This window comes from Bacillus sp. FSL R5-0434 (genome assembly GCF_038004745.1).
Taxonomy (GTDB): domain Bacteria; phylum Bacillota; class Bacilli; order Bacillales; family Bacillaceae; genus Bacillus; species Bacillus halotolerans.
Window position 1 is genome coordinate 2,387,360 of sequence record NZ_JBBORV010000001.1, and the last position, 16,392, is coordinate 2,403,751.

The window sequence follows — 16,392 nt, forward strand, 5'->3', positions numbered from 1 at the left end:
GATCAACTCACTTTCAGCATGAATTTCTGCATTGATATATGTCTTAAATGCCGAGCTGAACTCAGATCATTTCTCAGGCATAAAAAAAGACAAACGCGCTCTTCCTTTTGATTTTCATCGAAACTGCTTACATTTTACCATATGTCGTGCAGCCGCTTCAAATAAGGATCGTTTTAGTGGTCTCTAGCCGCAATTAAATCACAAAGCTCATGCAAAAGGTCTTTTTGAAGGGAGAGCCCGTCGATCAAGCGCTTTGCTTCTTTTATGTGACCGTCCAATTTCTTTTTGGCCCCTTCCAGTGACAGAAGTGACGGATAAGTCGATTTGTCGTTCGTTGTATCCGAGCCGACACGTTTGCCGATTTTCTCTTCACTGCCTTCTACATCTAAAATGTCGTCTCTGATTTGAAAACCGATTCCAATGTGGCTGCTGAAGACGCGCAATGTTTCAATTTCTTCCTCAGGCGCATCCGCCAAAATAGCGCCGGCGATGACGCCAAAACCGAGCAGTTTGGCTGTTTTTCGTTCATGAATGGATTCAAGTTCTTCAAGCGTGACCTGACGGTTTTCTGCTTCCATATCGGCGATCTGCCCCCCGACCATGCCCTCGGTTCCCGCTGCTGAAATCAGTTCATTCACAAGACGAAGCCGCTTTTCTGCGGATACTTCGTCTGACACATGGGATGTAATCAGCTTAAAGCTTTCCGTAAGCAGCCCGTCTCCCGCTAAAACAGCCGTGGCTTCACCAAATACTTTATGGTTTGTCGGCTTTCCGCGGCGCAGATCATCATCATCCATGCAAGGCAGATCATCATGAATTAATGAATACGTGTGAATCATTTCAACAGCGCACCCGACTGGGATACCGTCTTTTTCACTTTTTCCGTACGCATTCAAAACCGCCAGCACGATGAGAGGCCGCAGCCGTTTCCCTCCGGCCTCAAGGGAATACAGCATAGATTTTTTTAATGAATCCGGGATATTAAGGTTTTCTGTATATACAAAGAGCTGTTTTTCAACCGCTTTTTTACGCTCCGCCAGAAAGCTAGCTAATTTATTTGTCACCTTCGTCTTCCTCCTGAACACTAAAAGGTGCCAGTTCGCCGTCTTCTTTTAAAATGAAGTCCATTTGCTTTTCTACTTTTTGAAGCTTTTCATGGCACATTTTTGAAAGAGCCATTCCTTCTTGAAAGTAGTTAATTGCTTGCTCCAGAGGCACATCGCCTTCTTCAAGCTTTGATACAATGCTTTCTAAGCCTTTCATCGCTTCTTCAAACGTCATGCTTTCATTTTTTTTCGTGTCTGTCATTTTTCTTCCCCTCTCTTATTTAATACTTCACAGGTCAGCACGCCATCCTTCAGATTTACCTCAAGCTGGTCTTTCTCTTCTATCTGACTGACGCTTTTTATGAGTTCATCTTCTTTATAAGCCAAGCTGTATCCTCTTTCCATAATTTGAAGGGGACTTAGCGCGTTCAGCTTGCCAAGAACGGTTTGAAACTGAGAATGCAGCTGCTTCATTTGGATATTCATATTTTTTTTCAGCTGATTCGTCTGATCCTCATACCGTTTTCTCGCCTGTTTCAGCTGTTCATGGGGATGCAGCGCCTCTAATCTGTATGTTTCGCGCTCAAGCTGTCTGCTTTTCCGGTCCAACAGCGCGGTAAGCTGAGCTTGAAACTGCTGGTATGCAAGGTCAAACTGCTGCTCTTTTTGCTCAAACAGCCGCTTAGGAAAGCGAAATGCATATGAGGATTGAAGTGTTTGAACCCGTTCTTTTTTTTGGATGAGATGCTGCTGCATCGCTCTTGTCATTCTGACTTCCGCCGTTTTCGTCCGTTCAATTAAATCAGTGGTATGGGGCACTGCAATCTCAGCTGCTCCTGTAGGTGTCGCCGCTCTGATATCCGCAACAAAATCACTGATGGTAAAATCCGTCTCATGCCCGACTGCCGAAATGATCGGTATGTTGGAAGCAAAGATCGCACGCGCTACGATTTCTTCGTTAAACGCCCACAGTTCCTCAATCGATCCGCCGCCTCTTCCGACAATTAATACGTCGCACGCCTGTTTTTCATTCGCCTCTTCAATGCGCCTAACGATTGATCTGCTCGCATTTTCACCCTGAACGAGCGCTGGAAGAACAATGACTTTTACAAGGGGATATCTTCTTTTTAGAGTTGTAATGACATCTCTGACAGCAGCACCTGTGGGTGATGTCACAACCCCGATTGTGGCTGGAAATGCGGGGATTTGTTTTTTGTAGCGTTCGTCAAATAAACCTTCTCCGGCTAGCTTCTTTTTTAATTCTTCATACGCTAAATAAAGCGCTCCGACCCCGTCAGGCTGCATTTCTTTTGCATATAATTGATAGTTTCCGCTCGGTTCGTATACGGAAATTCCGCCTCTCACCAGCACTTTCATACCGTTTTCAGGTTTAAAAGGAAGACGCTCGCTCTGTCTGGCGAACATGACCGACTGCATCCGGGCGTTTTCGTCTTTTAACGTGAAGTAAATATGGCCTCTCGTGTGTATCTTTACATTCGATAATTCGCCTTTAATCCAAATATTTTCAAGGTGAGGATCTACATCGAATTTTCGTTTTATATACTTTGTCAGCGCTGAGACAGTAACATACGCTGTTTCACCCATGTCTCAAACTCCTCTCGTAAGCATTCCTGCACCATAACTAAAGAAAACCCGCTCTGGCTTAAGGAGCCTGAAGAAGCGGGTATCGTGCTCATTATCCAGAGGCAGGGTTTTAGCCTGTCTCTGAATATCTCCAAAGATCTATGATAACGTACGTTTCGCAGATTTAACAGTATTATGCGCAAGCATCGTGATGGTCATAGGACCGACTCCGCCCGGAACAGGTGTAATAAAGGATGCTTTTTCCTTCGCACCTTCAAACTCAACGTCTCCGCAAAGCTTTCCGCTTTCCAAACGGTTAACGCCGACGTCAATAACGATGGCGCCTTCTTTCATCTGGTCAGCAGTGATGAAGTTGGCTTTACCGACCGCCACCACCAGGATGTCCGCTTTTTTCGTATGTTCAGATATATCTTTTGTTCTTGAATGACAGTATGTCACTGTCGCGTTTTCATTTAATAAAAGCTGGCCGACAGGTTTACCGACAATATTGCTTCGGCCGACTACAACAACCTCTTTACCGGAAAGGTCAATATTGGTTTTCTTCAAAAGCTCAACAATTCCGTGCGGCGTGCAAGGAAGAAATGTATCTTCGCCTAGCAGCATTTTCCCTACATTTAACGGATGAAAACCGTCTACATCCTTATCAGGAGAAATACGTTCAATCACCGCTTTTTCAGAAATATGGTCTGGAAGCGGAAGCTGAACGAGAATTCCGTGAAACTCAGGGTCTTCATTGTATTTGTCAATAATCGAAAGCAGTTCAGCTTCTGTGAGGCTGCTGTCGAATTGATCAAGCTTAAAATTCATGCCCATTGTTTCTGCTGCTTTTTTCTTTCCCCGCACGTAAGAATGAGAAGCTGGGTCATCTCCAATCAAAATAACCGCCAGGCCGGGAGTGACGCCTTGCTTTTTAAGCTCTTCTACCTCTTTTGCCAATTGTTCGCGTTTTTCTTTTGCCGTTTCTTTTCCGTCGATGATTGTTGCAGTCATTTTCTTTCCTCCTATGATTGTTCAATATCAGATTTAATGTTAGAAAGAACCCCGTTTACAAATTTTGTCGCTTTGTCATCACCAAACCGTTTCGCCAGCTCAATCGCTTCGTTCATGGAGACATTTACCGGAATGTCTTCGGCATATGCCATTTCGTATGCTGCCAGACGCAAAATAGCACGGTCAACATTGGCAATCCGGTCAAGCTTCCAATTCACCAGATGTTTCGAAATCATTTCATCCAGCTGAACCTGGTGTTCAAGTACACCGTATACAAGCTTTTCAAAGAAAGGATCTGTCTTTTCTTCATCTAATGCGTGTTCAATGGCTTCATTCACTGCAATATCGCTGACATCAATTTGAAATAGTGCCTGCAAAGCTTTTTCTCTTGCTGTTCTTCTTTTCATTTTCTTTCTCCTTTGATCCTCTTTATCCGCTTGTCGTTAAGCCATAAAGAGATCATAACATATTTTTTTCGTATCCGCATATTGAAATCAAGGTTTTTCGACCCTATTACCGAATATTTTTACACACCTACATATGATCATTCGGATTTCACGATCATGAAGAAACTCGGCTGCCTCGAGCCGGCTTTCTTCATGCTTTGAAATAAAGGGTAACGTGTAAAAAAACCAAAGGGCCGCCCTCCCCTTGGTTTTCTGTTAAGCCATTTACATTTCTTCGTCGATTTCGACTTCCTGGGCTTTTGTGTCAAATTGAATGCCGACGATGTGAATATTGATCTCGTTAATTGAAAGAGACGTCATATTTAATAAGGTTTGACGAATGTTTTCCTGAACGGCCGCTGCGACTTTCGGAATGGAAACGCCGAATGCGACAACACAGTAGACATCAATCGTAATTCCGTCATCCGCCAAGTCGACTTTTACGCCTTTGCCGTGGTTTACTTTGCCGAAGCGCTCGACGACGCCTGTCGCAAAGTTCCCGCGCATTTCAGCAATGCCGTCAACTTCTGAAGCTGCGATACCGGCAATCACCTCAATGACTTCCGGTGCGATCTCAACCTTACCTAAATGCGTGTCTTCATGATCCATTTTAAGCAAGCTGTTGTCTTTCATTCAATTCACCTCCGTAAAAATTATGAGCCCATTACATCATATGTTTCTAAAAACTTCGTATTAAACTCTCCGCTGACAAATGTTTCGTGTTCAAGCAGTTTGATGTGGAACGGGATTGTTGTTTCTATGCCTTCGATGACGAATTCGCTTAATGCGCGCTTCATGCGGGCAACCGCTTCATCTCTCGTTTTTCCGTATGTGATTACTTTCGCAATCATGCTGTCGTAGTACGGAGGGATGGTATAGCCCGGATACGCGGCTGAATCTACACGGACACCTAAACCGCCCGGCGGCAGATACATTTTTATTTCACCAGGTGACGGCATGAAATTTTTGCTTGGGTTTTCCGCATTAATTCGGCATTCGATGGCCCAGCCTTCAAATAGAACATCTTCTTGTTTGAGGCTGAGTTCCATTCCTGATGCGACTCTGATTTGTTCCTTAATCAGGTCTGTTCCTGTCACCATTTCTGTGACTGGGTGCTCTACTTGAATTCTTGTGTTCATTTCCATGAAGTAGTAGCGCTGTTCTCTGTAGTCATAAATAAATTCAACTGTGCCCGCGCCTGTGTAGCCAACTGCTTTTGCAGCCTTAACCGCTGCTTCACCCATCTGCTCTCTGATTTCTGAATCAAGCGCAGGAGATGGTGATTCTTCCAAAAGCTTTTGAAGGCGTCTTTGAATCGAGCAGTCGCGTTCGCCCAAATGAATGGTATTTCCATAATTATCGGCAAGCACTTGGATCTCAACATGACGAAAATCCTCTATGTATTTTTCGATGTAAACTCCAGGATTTCCAAATGCAGTTGCAGCTTCCTGCTGAGTAATCTTAATGCCGTTAATCAATTCCTCTTCGGTGCGCGCAACCCTGATTCCTTTTCCGCCTCCGCCTGCGGTGGCTTTTATAATTACAGGATACCCAATTTCATTAGCCAGCGAAACCGCTTCTTCCACATTTTCTATAATTCCTTGTGAACCTGGAACGATCGGCACGCCCGCCTGTTTCATCGTCTCCCGCGCAACGTCTTTTGTTCCCATTTTTGAAATGGCCTCAGCGCTAGGTCCGACAAACGTGACATTCACTTCTTCACATAATTCCGCGAAGTCGGCGTTTTCAGCTAAAAATCCGTATCCCGGATGGATAGCATCTGTGCCGGTAAGCTTGGCGACACTTACGATATTTGTAACGTTTAGATAGCTGTCTTTTGATGCTTTCGGTCCGATACAAAAAGCCTCATCAGCCATTTGCACATGCAGGGCATCTTTATCAGCTTCTGAATAAACAGCGACAGTCTCAATGCCGAGCTCTTTGCAGGCTCTGATGATTCTGACAGCAATTTCTCCTCTGTTGGCGATCAATAGCTTTTTTATCATGTTAAGTCTCCTTACTCTGCTTTTACAAGAAATAGAGGTTGTCCATACTCAACCAGCTGGCCGTTTTCAACTAATACTTCAACGATTTCGCCTTTTACTTCCGCTTCGATTTCGTTGAATAGCTTCATTGCTTCCACAATGCAGACAACTGTGTTTTCATTTACTTTAGAGCCTGCAGTTACATAAGGACCGGCTTCCGGTGATGAAGAAGCATAAAATGTTCCCACCATCGGCGATTTGATTTGATGCAGGTTTTCATCTTGTTTCGGCGCCTCTTGTGCAGGTGCCGGCGCTGCTTGCTGCGCTTGAGGCTGTGCCGTTTGCGGAGCCGCTGCTTGTACAGGTGCTGCCGGTGCTTGCTGCATCACTTGCACAGTACCCGCTTCGTGTTTTTTCAGTTTTAGGGAAACACCTTCATTTTCATATACGAATTCATCAATTGAAGATTCGTCAATTGTTTTAATCAGCTCATGGATTTCTTTAATGTTTAACATTCCATCGCACTCCTATGTATTGAAATTTCTTTTTTATAGGTTACTACTAAAAGTACATACTATGTTTATCTTACAGGAGCGGACTTTTGAATTCAACTCTAATATGATTGGCATGCAAAAAGCCCGCGTTTCGGCGGGCGGTTGTTCATTAACTATTTGGAAGGCTCAAATGTGACAGCAACGTCTTTCATCGTTTTAATTTCTTTGGCAACAAGGTCTATGATGGCTGTAGCTTTAGATTTGGAGTGTTTGTCAGACTTGACCGTGATGTTGATTTTGTCTCCTTCCGCATTTACGAGGGCATCTTCATAGCCTTGTGTTTTAATCAGTGTTTCAAGCTGTTTTTCTGTTCCTTCCGCTTCACTGAGGGCTGTCATTTTATCATATGCTTCGCTCTTTTCCTTTGCTGTTGCATCGTCGCTGGATACGATCGCATTCAGTTCTTCCCTTTCCTTGCTTCTGGCATCCTCTAAATCAAGGCGGTACGTTGTGAAGAGATCATCATCGGCGGTTTCGGTCACAACTGTTCCTTTTTCACTCGCTTCAGCGGAAGTTTCTTTGTCTGATGAAGAATCTTTCGTACCCTTTGTTCCGTCTTCTTTCTCTGTTTCAGCACCGTTTTTTTCCTTTGTGTCTTCCTTGGCAGGTGTTTTTTCAGTTGCTACCTCACCGCTGTCTGACGGGCTTTTTTCACTTTGCATCTGCACCGCGTTTTTACTTTCCGGTGACATGATATAATAAACACTTAACACCACAACAAGACTGAGCATTGTTAACAGCCAAACGGTTTGTTTTTTGAGCATTTATGAATCCTCCTTTATTTTTTTAGGGGCAACCGCAACCCGGTGGCTTGGAACATCCAGGACCCGTGTCACCGCTTCAATAATGGTTTGTTTTATTTGAACGTTGTCCACTCCTTGAGCAACAACGAGTACACCGCGTATATCAGGTTTTTTCGTTTGAACGACAACAGGGGTTTCTTTATCCCCATTCCTGATCATGACGATTTCTTCCTCTGATGTTTGATCCGTCACACTTCTAGTTCCGCCTTCTTTGTCTGTTTCCTCAGTTGTTGTATTTTTGCTTGATTTGTTTTTTTCATAAACCTTCAGTGACGTTGCGTCTACATTGACCACAACCGAGACATCCTCCACGCCGATAATGGTTTCAAGAATTTCCTTCAGCTGGTTTTCATATTCTTTTTCATAATCGCCAATAGAGTTTTTAGGATCATCAGATTTAGAGGCTTTAAACACTTCAGCTGTTTTCTCTTTGCTGTCCGCCGAATCAGCTGATGCCGGTGCTGTTATGGTCTGGGCGTTTTCCGTTTTCTCCGGTGAAGAAAAGAGCTGGCTGACAAGCATAAAGGAGACGCCGAGAACAAAAACGAACAGAAAGTAATGATATTTGGTCAGCTTCGGTTTTTCGCCGTCCTTCGATTGCCCCGGAAGAAACTGCTTTTTCAATACGTTCCATAATCCGTTTTTATTCATTGCCGATCCTCTCCCCGCCTTCCATATGAACCGTAATTTTCTCACTGCCGATTTCCCAAATGTCCGCAAGCTTTGTCTCAATCTGTTTAGCTTCTTTTTGTTCCGCTTTTTCTTTCGTGACGTATACATGATCCGTATTAATGTCGATCGGCGCGACCGTTTGGACCGTTTTTTCAGAAGACGGGGCCATATACACGCTGATTGTTTTGATATCCTCTTCTGAATCTACTTTTTCTCCTGCCGTGATCTTGATTTGGTCTACTTTATATTCGTCATGACTGAACATCTCCTCCGCTTTCTTTTTTAGTTGGACAGCCATTTCTTCTAAAATATATGCGCGCTGGGAAGCTTGTATTTCTATTTTTTTTGAATTGATCTGATTTTTTATTTCGGCAGATTCCGATTGCCCGTTTTTTGTGAGGTATTCAAAGATGACTTCGGGGTCTGTTTTGAAAAGCTTAAAGATTGGAGTAAGCATGACGACGATCAGCAGCAGGCTGACTACCATTTTTGCGTACTTTTGCATGCTGGAGCTCGGCAGCAGCATATCAATAACGATTGCAAATAGGATAAATAAGACGATGCTGGTAAGCCATTCAGTTAAAAAACTCATCCGTCAGCCTCCTTTATTTCATCATCATCGTGAGGTTTCCGGCAGTAATAATGACGGTAAGGCTTAAAAAAAACATGAGAGACACAATAGCGAGAGCCGCAAAAATATAAATGACGCTTTTGCTGATGACATCGAGACAGGTAATGACCGGACCGCCGCCGAGCGGCTGGAGAATCGCGGCTGCCAGCTTGTAAATAAAAGCGAGAGAAAGCACTTTGATTGCCGGGAAAGCCGCAATACAAATCAAAATGGCGACACCTAGGATTCCTACCGTATTTTTCAGCAATAAGGAAGCGCTGATCACCGTATCCGTTGCGTCAGTAAACATTCTTCCAAGAACAGGAATGAAGTTGCCGGTAATAAACTTAGCCGTCCTGAGCGTAATGCCGTCTGTCACTGCCGCCGAGGCACCCTGCACAGAAATGACGCCGAGAAACACAGTGAGAAAGACTGCCAGCGCTCCGATGGCAATATTTCTGAGAAGATTGGACAGCTGCGTTACTTTGTATTGTTCAGTCATTGTACTGACGATGCTCAGAATTGCTGATAAGAAAATCAGCGGCATGACGATATTTTGAATCAGCAGACCGCTCGTATTCATTAGAAAAAGAATAACAGGATGAAAGAAGGCCGCAGATACAGCTCCTCCAGAGGAAGCCAAAAGCGCCAGCAGGAGAGGAATGAGAGCCAAAATAAAACTGGTCATCGTCTGAATCGCCTCTGTCGCATAATTGATCGCTACATGAAAGCTGTTCAGTGCAAGGATAATCAGCACCATATAAACAATTGCGTAGGCAACCTTGCTGACTGTGCTTTGCTGAAATGCATTTTGCAGAAGCTGAAGAATGACGCAAAAAATCGTTAGCAAAATCAACGTGCCGAGAAGCTTTCCATTGGCAAGCACTTCATGAAACAAATAAGAAAAGAGAGCCTTCAGCCATTCTTGCGGTGAAAAAGATTTATCGCCGTTTATAAACTCAAGCAAACTTCCTTTTTGACTTTCCGGCAGAAGCCCGCCGTACTCCGTCATTATGTCATTCCAAAATTCACCGATCTTGTCTGTTTCAAGCGACTCTGCCGTTTTTTCAGCCAATTGCTCCGGTGTTTCGGTATGTTCTTCTGTTTGGACCGAGTCGTCTGCTGCTTGTACAATTTCTGTGCAGCCGAATACGAGCAGCACCGCAAGAACTAACGCCCATCGAAAACGCTTCAATCTGCCGCCTCCTTTCGGTTATGACATGGAAGGTATAAGTCCGAGAATCGTTTCAATAATCACGGTTAAAATAGGAACAGCCATAACGAGAATCAGAATTTTCCCCGCCAATTCTATTTTCGAGGCGATGGCCCCTTGACCGGCATCCTTGGTGAGCTGCGCCCCGAATTCAGCAATATAGGCGATTCCGATAATCTTTAAAATCGTTTCAACATATACCATGTTGACATTGGCGTTAACGGCTATTTTTTCAATCATTCTGATAATGTCGTAGATTTGATCTACCAAATAGAGAAAAATAACACATCCGGCAAATACGACAATTAAAAAGGCAAATGTCGGCTTTTGTTCTTTTACGATCAAAGAAAGGAAGGTGGCGATCAGCCCTAAACCTACAATTTGAACAATGTCAATCTGTAAGCCCCCCTATCCTTGAAATAAAAACACAGCTTTTATCTTTTTAAAGAGGTCATCCACAATGGTGGCGACCATAAATAAAATATAGATAAAACCTAACAGCGTCACCCACTGGGCGTATTCTTTTTTTCCCATCTGATCCAAAATCGTGTGTAAAAAAGCGACCACGATTCCCACTCCGGCGATTTGAAAAATGACATTAACGTCTACTCCCATTTTATTTTTGCTCCCCTCACGTTTACATCAATAGAAGAATGAGTAACAAGCCCGCTAAAAAGCCTAAACTTTTTATCATCTTTTCATTTTTCGCTTGTGCCTGCTCAGCATCCGCTTCCGATGCCTCTAAGTGTGTAAGTGCCAGCTTGATATGTTTTTGCTGTGAGATTCGATCGTGAATCCCAAGCGTCTCGCCGAACTGCTTCAGCACATCATATTCGGCTTTTTTCAGTGACATGTTGTCCCACACTTTTTTTAAGCTTTGCTCCCATGCCGTTTTAGCGGAATCACTGCCTTTCTCCAGCTGTTCGCTAAAACTGAGAAACAGAGCCGAAACAGGCTGTGCAAGCTGTTTTGCGATCTGCTGCGAAGCGGTGTGAAGCGGTGTATGGCCGTACATAATTTCTGCCTCAAGGGATTGGAGCGCCGCGCGCAGCTGACGAATTTGCCTTGGCCGTTCTGTATAAATTTTCGCCGTCTCGAAACCTGTCCATGTTGTCGCAGCTACAATGAATACAGCGCCTAACAGCTTCAGCATGTTTTCACGTCCCTCGTTCCAGAAAGCACGTTTCCGTCTTTGTCATAAATACGGCTTACCGTGCCCGGCCCCTTCGTTCTGGATAATTCCAAATAGCGGTCAAAGGCTTTTTCTTCCCACAGACGCTTTAATGAAGGCCGCTTCATCAGATCAGAAATACTCCAGCCATGCGCGGATACGATGACCGAAACACCGGCATGCAGCGCCTCGAGAAGTGCTTCTGTATCCTCCGTTCTTCCGATTTCATCAACAATTATCACCTCGGGACTCATTGACCGGATCATCATCATCAGCCCTTCTGCCTTCGGACAGGCATCTAACACGTCAATTCTCTGTCCGAATTGATGCTGCGGAATGCCGCGCAGGCACCCGGCAATTTCCGACCGTTCATCGACAATGCCTGTCTTTACGGGCGGAATGCGGTTCTTGCCGCTGCTCGCAAGTCTGGCAAGATCACGAAGCAGCGTTGTTTTACCGGTTTGCGGCGGACCGATAATCAATGTATTCAGCCAGCCGTTTTGATGCAGATAAGGCAGCAGCGGTTCTGCAATTCCAAGCTTTTGCCGGGCAATTCGTATATTAAAAGACGCAATGTCGCGGAGGCCCTTCACCCCTCCGTTTTCTGTAATGACTCTGCCTGCAAGTCCGACTCTGTGGCCGCCCCTGATGGTGACATACCCTTTCTTCAGCTCTTCTTCGAGCGTATACATACTATAATTGCTCAGCCGGCTGAGGATCAGGTGGGCATCCTCGGCCGTGCCCGCATAGGACAAAAAAAGAGGTTGTCCTTTTCGTATCAGTTCAACAGGGCGGTTAACCCGAATTCTGATTTCTTCGATTTCCAGCCATTGATGTTCCGGTATTTCAGAAAGGGCGTTTTTCATGGATTCAGGGAGAACGTCAGCAATTTCATTCAACAGAGTCTCCTCCTTTCTACCGATCGGCTTCTTTAAAATGTATGATGTGAGGCAGACTTTATGACAAGCCTCTCTTTATTTGTGGACACCCGCTAAAATCAACACGACACCCGTAAAAATCAAGATCAGTTTTGCATATGACAGCTGCCCGGCAATTTGGTAGATTCCCACAGTCATGGTGATGATAAAAATCAGCGGACCGACAATAGCAAGAATGCTGTTGACCACAACCGCTTTGCGGACATCATTTGTCACAAGCATCACAATCGCGGCCGTCAGCTCAATCATGGAGGATAAAACTCGCAATCCGGCCATTGTCAAAACAGTAGAATTGATATTTCCAAGAAAAAATTTCATAGCACTCTCCCAACCTCCCATTTTTTTATATGATATGCTCTAGCTGTCGGAAGTAGTCTTGCCATTTTCGTATAAAAGAAAGATTCTGTTTTTGCGCACAAAAAAAGCCTGCTCCCAATTGGGAACAGGCCTCTTTTTTCTCCTTACGCTCTTGAAACGTAAGAACCATCTGATGTGTTGACTACAAGAGTGTCGCCTTCATTGACAAAGAACGGCACGTTTACAACAAGACCAGTTTCGGTTTTCGCAGGTTTTGTACCGCCTGATGCCGTATCACCTTTAATACCAGGTTCAGTCTCTACCACTTTCAGCTCAACCGTGTTCGGAAGTTCGATACCGAGTGTTTCATCTTGGTACATCATGATGTGTACAGACATATTTTCAAGCAGATATTTTAATTCCTCTTCAATTTGAGTTTCACTCAGTTCAAGCTGTTCATAAGAACTTGTATCCATGAATACGTGCTGGTCTCCGTTTGCATATAAGTATTGCATTGTTTTTGTTTCGATTTGCGCTTTTGCCACTTTTTCACCAGCACGGAATGTTTTTTCCTGAATCGCGCCAGTACGCAGGTTGCGAAGTTTAGAACGAACAAATGCCGCACCTTTACCCGGTTTTACGTGCTGGAAGTCAACGACGCGCCAAATGCCGCCATCCACTTCGATTGTTAATCCTGTACGGAAATCGTTTACTGAAATCATGTTTAATGTCCTCCTATATTCCAATCACAAAATAATGAGTTCTTTTGGGGAATGGGTAATTGTCCGGTTGCCGTTTTCTGTAATCACGATGTCATCTTCAATTCGGACACCGCCTGTTTCTGGTATGTAAATGCCCGGCTCCACTGTAACCACCATGCCCGGTTCAAGAATAGCTGAAGATCTGACTGACAGCCCCGGCGACTCATGAACTTCCATGCCGAGCCCATGCCCGGTTGAATGGCCGAAGTACTCGCCGTAGCCTTTTGCAGCGATATGATCCCTAGTCAGGGCGTCAGCCTCTTTGCCTGTCATGCCCGGCTTAATATGTTCGACGCCGAGTGCCTGAGCATCAAATACGACCTGATAAATTTCTTTCAATTGATCACTAGGCTGGCCTACAGCGACCGTTCGGGTAATGTCAGAACAATATCCTTTATAGTAAGCGCCAAAATCCAGCGTAACAAGATCCCCGCTTTCAATCAGTTTGTCACTTGCCACTCCATGGGGAAGGCTTGACCGAAGGCCCGAGGCGACAATCATATCAAAAGAAGAGCTGTCCGCTCCTTGGCTTCTCATATAAAACTCCAATTCATTGGCAACAGCTATTTCAGAAATGCCGGGTTTCATAAACGTCAAGATATGGCTGAAAGCATCATCTGCAATCTTCGCAGCTTCCTCTAATATCTTAATCTCTTCATTAGACTTAATCAAGCGCAACTTTTCCACGGATTCAGCCACAGGCACTAATTCAGCCTCACTGACAACCGCGTTGTAGGACGCGTATGTGCCGTAGGTCATACTGTTTTGTTCAAAACCGAGGCGTTTGATGCCGAACTTTTCAATTGTGTCGGCAGTGGTTTGAATCAGGCTGCCGCCGTGCTCAATGATTTCAAAGCCCTTTACCTGAACCTTCGCCTGCTCCGTATAACGGAAATCTGTAATAAACGCAGCCCTGTCTCCGGATATGACAGCTAAGCCCGCTGACCCTGTAAAACCGGTCATATAGCGCAAATTGATGCTGCTTGTAATCAGCATTCCGTCTATCCCCAGCTGTTCGAACAAGTTTCTTAATTTCTCAAGTTTCATCTTTATTCTCCCCCTTGCCGGCTTAATAAATAGCGAACAGCAAGCTTGTAGCCTTCAGATCCGAGGCCGACAATCTGCCCTTTCGCAACAGGAGCGATCACTGACTGATGCCTGAATTCTTCTCTGGCGTATAAATTTGATAAATGCACCTCAACCACAGGAGGGCTGATGCTTGAAACAGCATCCCTGATTGCATAGCTGTAATGGCTCAGCGCGCCCGGATTCAAAACAATTCCGTCATATTGTTCCTCAGCCTCGTGTATGGCGTCTATCAAATCGCCTTCATGATTAGACTGGAAAAAAGTAAGCTGAATATGTAAGGCTTCAGCAAATTGAAAAATATCTGTTTCAATATCTGTCAGTGTGTGACGCCCAAATACATCCGGCTCACGCTTCCCCAGCCGATTGACATTCGGGCCATTCAAAATCAAAAAATGAGGCACATGGCTCTCTCCTTTTCGCGAGGGTTTCTCATGTAAAAAATGTTCACTTCTCGTGAACATTTTATCATAACAAAAAAGGATAATACACTATTCTCTCTGTGTTCCCAGCGCACGTGCCAGCTTTTCCGAGTTCAGCTCATTATATTCAAATGAAATTGAATATCCGACAAACAGCCCGTAAAGCAGATAGATGCAAATTGTTGTAATAATCGTATCTGATTTCAATTCAGTTACAGCGCGCACATCCTGGAAAATCGGATTAAACACAAAAAACACGAGCAGCCAAAGCAGCAAGCCGTATAACATACCAGGCCACATCGTTTTCAAGCGTTTCAAGAGAAGATAATAAAGAAACGCCCCGCCAATCGAAATGATGCCAATCACAATGATGCTGATAATCGTTCCTAAACCATGTTTCTTCCACTCTCCGAGTACAAACGGCTGCAATATCATATTGGGGCTGATTTCGGAAAAATGAAATAAGTAGGCGATATAACCGACGAAACTCCATAATACGCCTCCGCAAAAACCCGTCGCCGCTACCCTGGCGCCCATTGGCACAGGCGGTCCCTGATCCTCTTTTGTTTGTTCGTTTTGATCTGTATTTTTTTCACTTGTCATAACGGCCACCTCCTTGTTAAAGTGTGCCCAAAAAATGAAATGTCAATAAAAAAGCTCACACATTTTGACAGCAGCGAGTAAAATTTGAAAATAACGGGTATACTGCATGTAGAAAAAGCAAGGCTCTGGCAAATTTTCAGCCCGTCAATCTAGAGGTTTCGCGCTGTTTCCTGTACAATAGAGTGAAAGGAAATAGTTAGCAATCCTAAAGAAATAGGCAGGTTGATGAATATGTCAAAACATAAAATTCCGCCCGCTTACGGCGGGCAGGCGGTTGTGGAAGGCGTTATGTTTGGCGGAAAACACAATTACGTTACGGCCATACGAAGAACAGACGGAAGCATTGATTTCTTCAAGCTTCCCCGGAAACACAATCCGAAGCTGAACAGGGTAAAAAAAATACCATTTATAAGAGGGATCGCGGCTATTATTGAAGCGAGCGCTAACGGCACAAAGCATTTGAATTTCTCGAGTGAACGCTACGGACTTGATCCGTCTGAGGACGAGACGCTTAAGGAAGAAAAAAAAGCCTCGGGGCTGTCAATGTATCTCAGCCTTGCAGTGATCGGCGTCTTATCATTTTTGTTCAGTAAATTCGTATTTACATTGGTTCCTGTTTTCTTAGCTGAACTGACAAGACCGGTTTTTCCATCGGACACAGCGCAAATCGCAGTTGAAAGTCTATTCAAATTGATTTTGCTGCTCGGTTATATTTATTTTTTATCCATGACGCCGCTGATTAAAAGAGTGTTTCAATATCATGGAGCCGAACATAAGGTCATAAACTGTTATGAACAGAATTTGCCAATTACTGTAGAGAACGTTCAAAATCAATCACGGCTTCATTACCGCTGCGGGTCCAGCTTTATTCTATTTACCATTATTGTCGGTATGTTTGTATACTTGCTTGTTCCGACAGATCCGCTTTGGTTGCGTGTTATAGATCGTGTCGCTCTCATACCGGTTGTACTTGGGATTTCCTTTGAAGTGCTGCAGCTGACAAATAAAGTGCGTGATATTCCCGGTTTGAAATGTCTCGGGTACCCGGGCCTCTGGCTTCAGCTGTTAACGACGAAAGAACCTAAGGATGACCAAGTTGAAGTTGCAATCGAAAGCTTTAACGAGCTTCTCAGACTCGAAGAAAGATCTGAACAAAAAGAGCAGCCTTCTCACAACGTCATCTAATATCC

22 protein-coding genes are annotated in these 16,392 nt (G+C 44.4%); 1 reads left to right on the plus strand and 21 read right to left on the minus strand.

The genetic code is table 11. The features are described from left to right. Positions 1-173: 173 nt before the first annotated feature. The 21 genes from NYE43_RS12145 to NYE43_RS12245 form a co-directional block, all read right to left on the minus strand. Positions 174-1,064, minus strand: a complete 891-nt coding sequence (locus NYE43_RS12145) for a polyprenyl synthetase family protein (protein ID WP_095713259.1) — start codon at positions 1,062-1,064, stop codon at positions 174-176. After that, the gene (locus NYE43_RS12150; protein ID WP_213417730.1) at positions 1,054-1,308 is read right to left on the minus strand and encodes an exodeoxyribonuclease VII small subunit; all 255 of its coding nucleotides are present in this window, start codon (positions 1,306-1,308) and stop codon (positions 1,054-1,056) included. The genes NYE43_RS12145 and NYE43_RS12150 overlap by 11 nt, the downstream gene beginning before the upstream one ends. Next, positions 1,305-2,651, minus strand: coding sequence for an exodeoxyribonuclease VII large subunit (xseA, locus tag NYE43_RS12155; RefSeq protein ID WP_341062039.1), 1,347 nt, complete (start codon positions 2,649-2,651; stop codon positions 1,305-1,307). Before xseA ends, NYE43_RS12150 begins: the two co-directional genes overlap by 4 nt. A gap of 138 nt (positions 2,652-2,789) precedes the next feature. Beyond that, entirely contained in the window at positions 2,790-3,641 is an 852-nt protein-coding gene (folD, locus tag NYE43_RS12160; protein WP_024122012.1) for a bifunctional methylenetetrahydrofolate dehydrogenase/methenyltetrahydrofolate cyclohydrolase FolD, read from the minus strand. An 11-nt stretch (positions 3,642-3,652) separates the two neighbouring features. Continuing rightward, entirely contained in the window at positions 3,653-4,048 is a 396-nt protein-coding gene (nusB, locus tag NYE43_RS12165) for a transcription antitermination factor NusB (RefSeq protein ID WP_024122013.1), read from the minus strand. Between the two features lie 264 nt (positions 4,049-4,312). Further along, positions 4,313-4,720, minus strand: coding sequence for a fatty acid biosynthesis protein YqhY (gene yqhY / locus NYE43_RS12170; protein WP_024122014.1), 408 nt, complete (start codon positions 4,718-4,720; stop codon positions 4,313-4,315). A 20-nt stretch (positions 4,721-4,740) separates the two neighbouring features. After that, complete coding sequence (accC, locus tag NYE43_RS12175) at positions 4,741-6,093, minus strand: acetyl-CoA carboxylase biotin carboxylase subunit (protein ID WP_044154640.1); 1,353 nt, start codon at positions 6,091-6,093, stop codon at positions 4,741-4,743. A gap of 11 nt (positions 6,094-6,104) precedes the next feature. Continuing rightward, on the minus strand, positions 6,105-6,587 hold the full coding sequence (gene accB / locus NYE43_RS12180) for an acetyl-CoA carboxylase biotin carboxyl carrier protein (RefSeq protein ID WP_024122015.1): 483 nt from the start codon (positions 6,585-6,587) through the stop codon (positions 6,105-6,107). A gap of 152 nt (positions 6,588-6,739) precedes the next feature. Continuing rightward, positions 6,740-7,390: a stage III sporulation ratchet engulfment protein SpoIIIAH gene (spoIIIAH, locus tag NYE43_RS12185; RefSeq protein WP_024122016.1), complete on the minus strand. Its 651-nt coding sequence runs from the start codon at positions 7,388-7,390 to the stop codon at positions 6,740-6,742. After that, positions 7,391-8,080 (minus strand): stage III sporulation protein AG, encoded by a 690-nt coding sequence (spoIIIAG, locus tag NYE43_RS12190; protein WP_010334895.1) that lies wholly within the window; start codon positions 8,078-8,080, stop codon positions 7,391-7,393. After that, complete coding sequence (gene spoIIIAF / locus NYE43_RS12195) at positions 8,073-8,693, minus strand: stage III sporulation protein AF (protein WP_268496696.1); 621 nt, start codon at positions 8,691-8,693, stop codon at positions 8,073-8,075. The genes spoIIIAG and spoIIIAF overlap by 8 nt, the downstream gene beginning before the upstream one ends. A gap of 13 nt (positions 8,694-8,706) precedes the next feature. After that, positions 8,707-9,906 carry a stage III sporulation protein AE gene (spoIIIAE, locus tag NYE43_RS12200; protein ID WP_069487194.1) on the minus strand — a complete coding sequence of 400 codons (1,200 nt, stop codon included), beginning with the start codon at positions 9,904-9,906 and terminating at the stop codon, positions 8,707-8,709. Positions 9,907-9,924: 18 nt separating this feature from the next. Next, a complete protein-coding gene (gene spoIIIAD / locus NYE43_RS12205; RefSeq protein WP_081638335.1) occupies positions 9,925-10,320 on the minus strand; it encodes a stage III sporulation protein AD in 396 nt (131 codons plus the stop codon). A gap of 12 nt (positions 10,321-10,332) precedes the next feature. Beyond that, positions 10,333-10,539, minus strand: coding sequence for a stage III sporulation protein AC (spoIIIAC, locus tag NYE43_RS12210; RefSeq protein ID WP_003153142.1), 207 nt, complete (start codon positions 10,537-10,539; stop codon positions 10,333-10,335). Between the two features lie 22 nt (positions 10,540-10,561). Then, entirely contained in the window at positions 10,562-11,077 is a 516-nt protein-coding gene (gene spoIIIAB, locus NYE43_RS12215) for a stage III sporulation protein SpoIIIAB (RefSeq protein ID WP_024122020.1), read from the minus strand. Further along, positions 11,071-11,994: a stage III sporulation protein AA gene (gene spoIIIAA / locus NYE43_RS12220; RefSeq protein ID WP_044154635.1), complete on the minus strand. Its 924-nt coding sequence runs from the start codon at positions 11,992-11,994 to the stop codon at positions 11,071-11,073. Before spoIIIAA ends, spoIIIAB begins: the two co-directional genes overlap by 7 nt. A 75-nt stretch (positions 11,995-12,069) precedes the next feature. Beyond that, positions 12,070-12,351: a YqhV family protein gene (locus NYE43_RS12225; protein ID WP_010334901.1), complete on the minus strand. Its 282-nt coding sequence runs from the start codon at positions 12,349-12,351 to the stop codon at positions 12,070-12,072. Between the two features lie 143 nt (positions 12,352-12,494). Continuing rightward, positions 12,495-13,052 (minus strand): elongation factor P, encoded by a 558-nt coding sequence (gene efp / locus NYE43_RS12230; protein WP_024122022.1) that lies wholly within the window; start codon positions 13,050-13,052, stop codon positions 12,495-12,497. A 24-nt stretch (positions 13,053-13,076) separates the two neighbouring features. Beyond that, positions 13,077-14,138, minus strand: a complete 1,062-nt coding sequence (papA, locus tag NYE43_RS12235) for an aminopeptidase PapA (RefSeq protein WP_151175138.1) — start codon at positions 14,136-14,138, stop codon at positions 13,077-13,079. Between the two features lie 2 nt (positions 14,139-14,140). Then, positions 14,141-14,581: a type II 3-dehydroquinate dehydratase gene (gene aroQ, locus NYE43_RS12240; RefSeq protein WP_341062049.1), complete on the minus strand. Its 441-nt coding sequence runs from the start codon at positions 14,579-14,581 to the stop codon at positions 14,141-14,143. 87 nt (positions 14,582-14,668) lie between these two features. Further along, complete coding sequence (locus tag NYE43_RS12245; RefSeq protein ID WP_024122025.1) at positions 14,669-15,202, minus strand: YqhR family membrane protein; 534 nt, start codon at positions 15,200-15,202, stop codon at positions 14,669-14,671. 231 nt (positions 15,203-15,433) lie between these two features. Between NYE43_RS12245 and NYE43_RS12250 the strand changes: the two genes are divergently transcribed. Then, on the plus strand, positions 15,434-16,387 hold the full coding sequence (locus NYE43_RS12250; protein WP_095713264.1) for a DUF1385 domain-containing protein: 954 nt from the start codon (positions 15,434-15,436) through the stop codon (positions 16,385-16,387). The last annotated feature ends 5 nt before the right edge of the window (positions 16,388-16,392 follow it).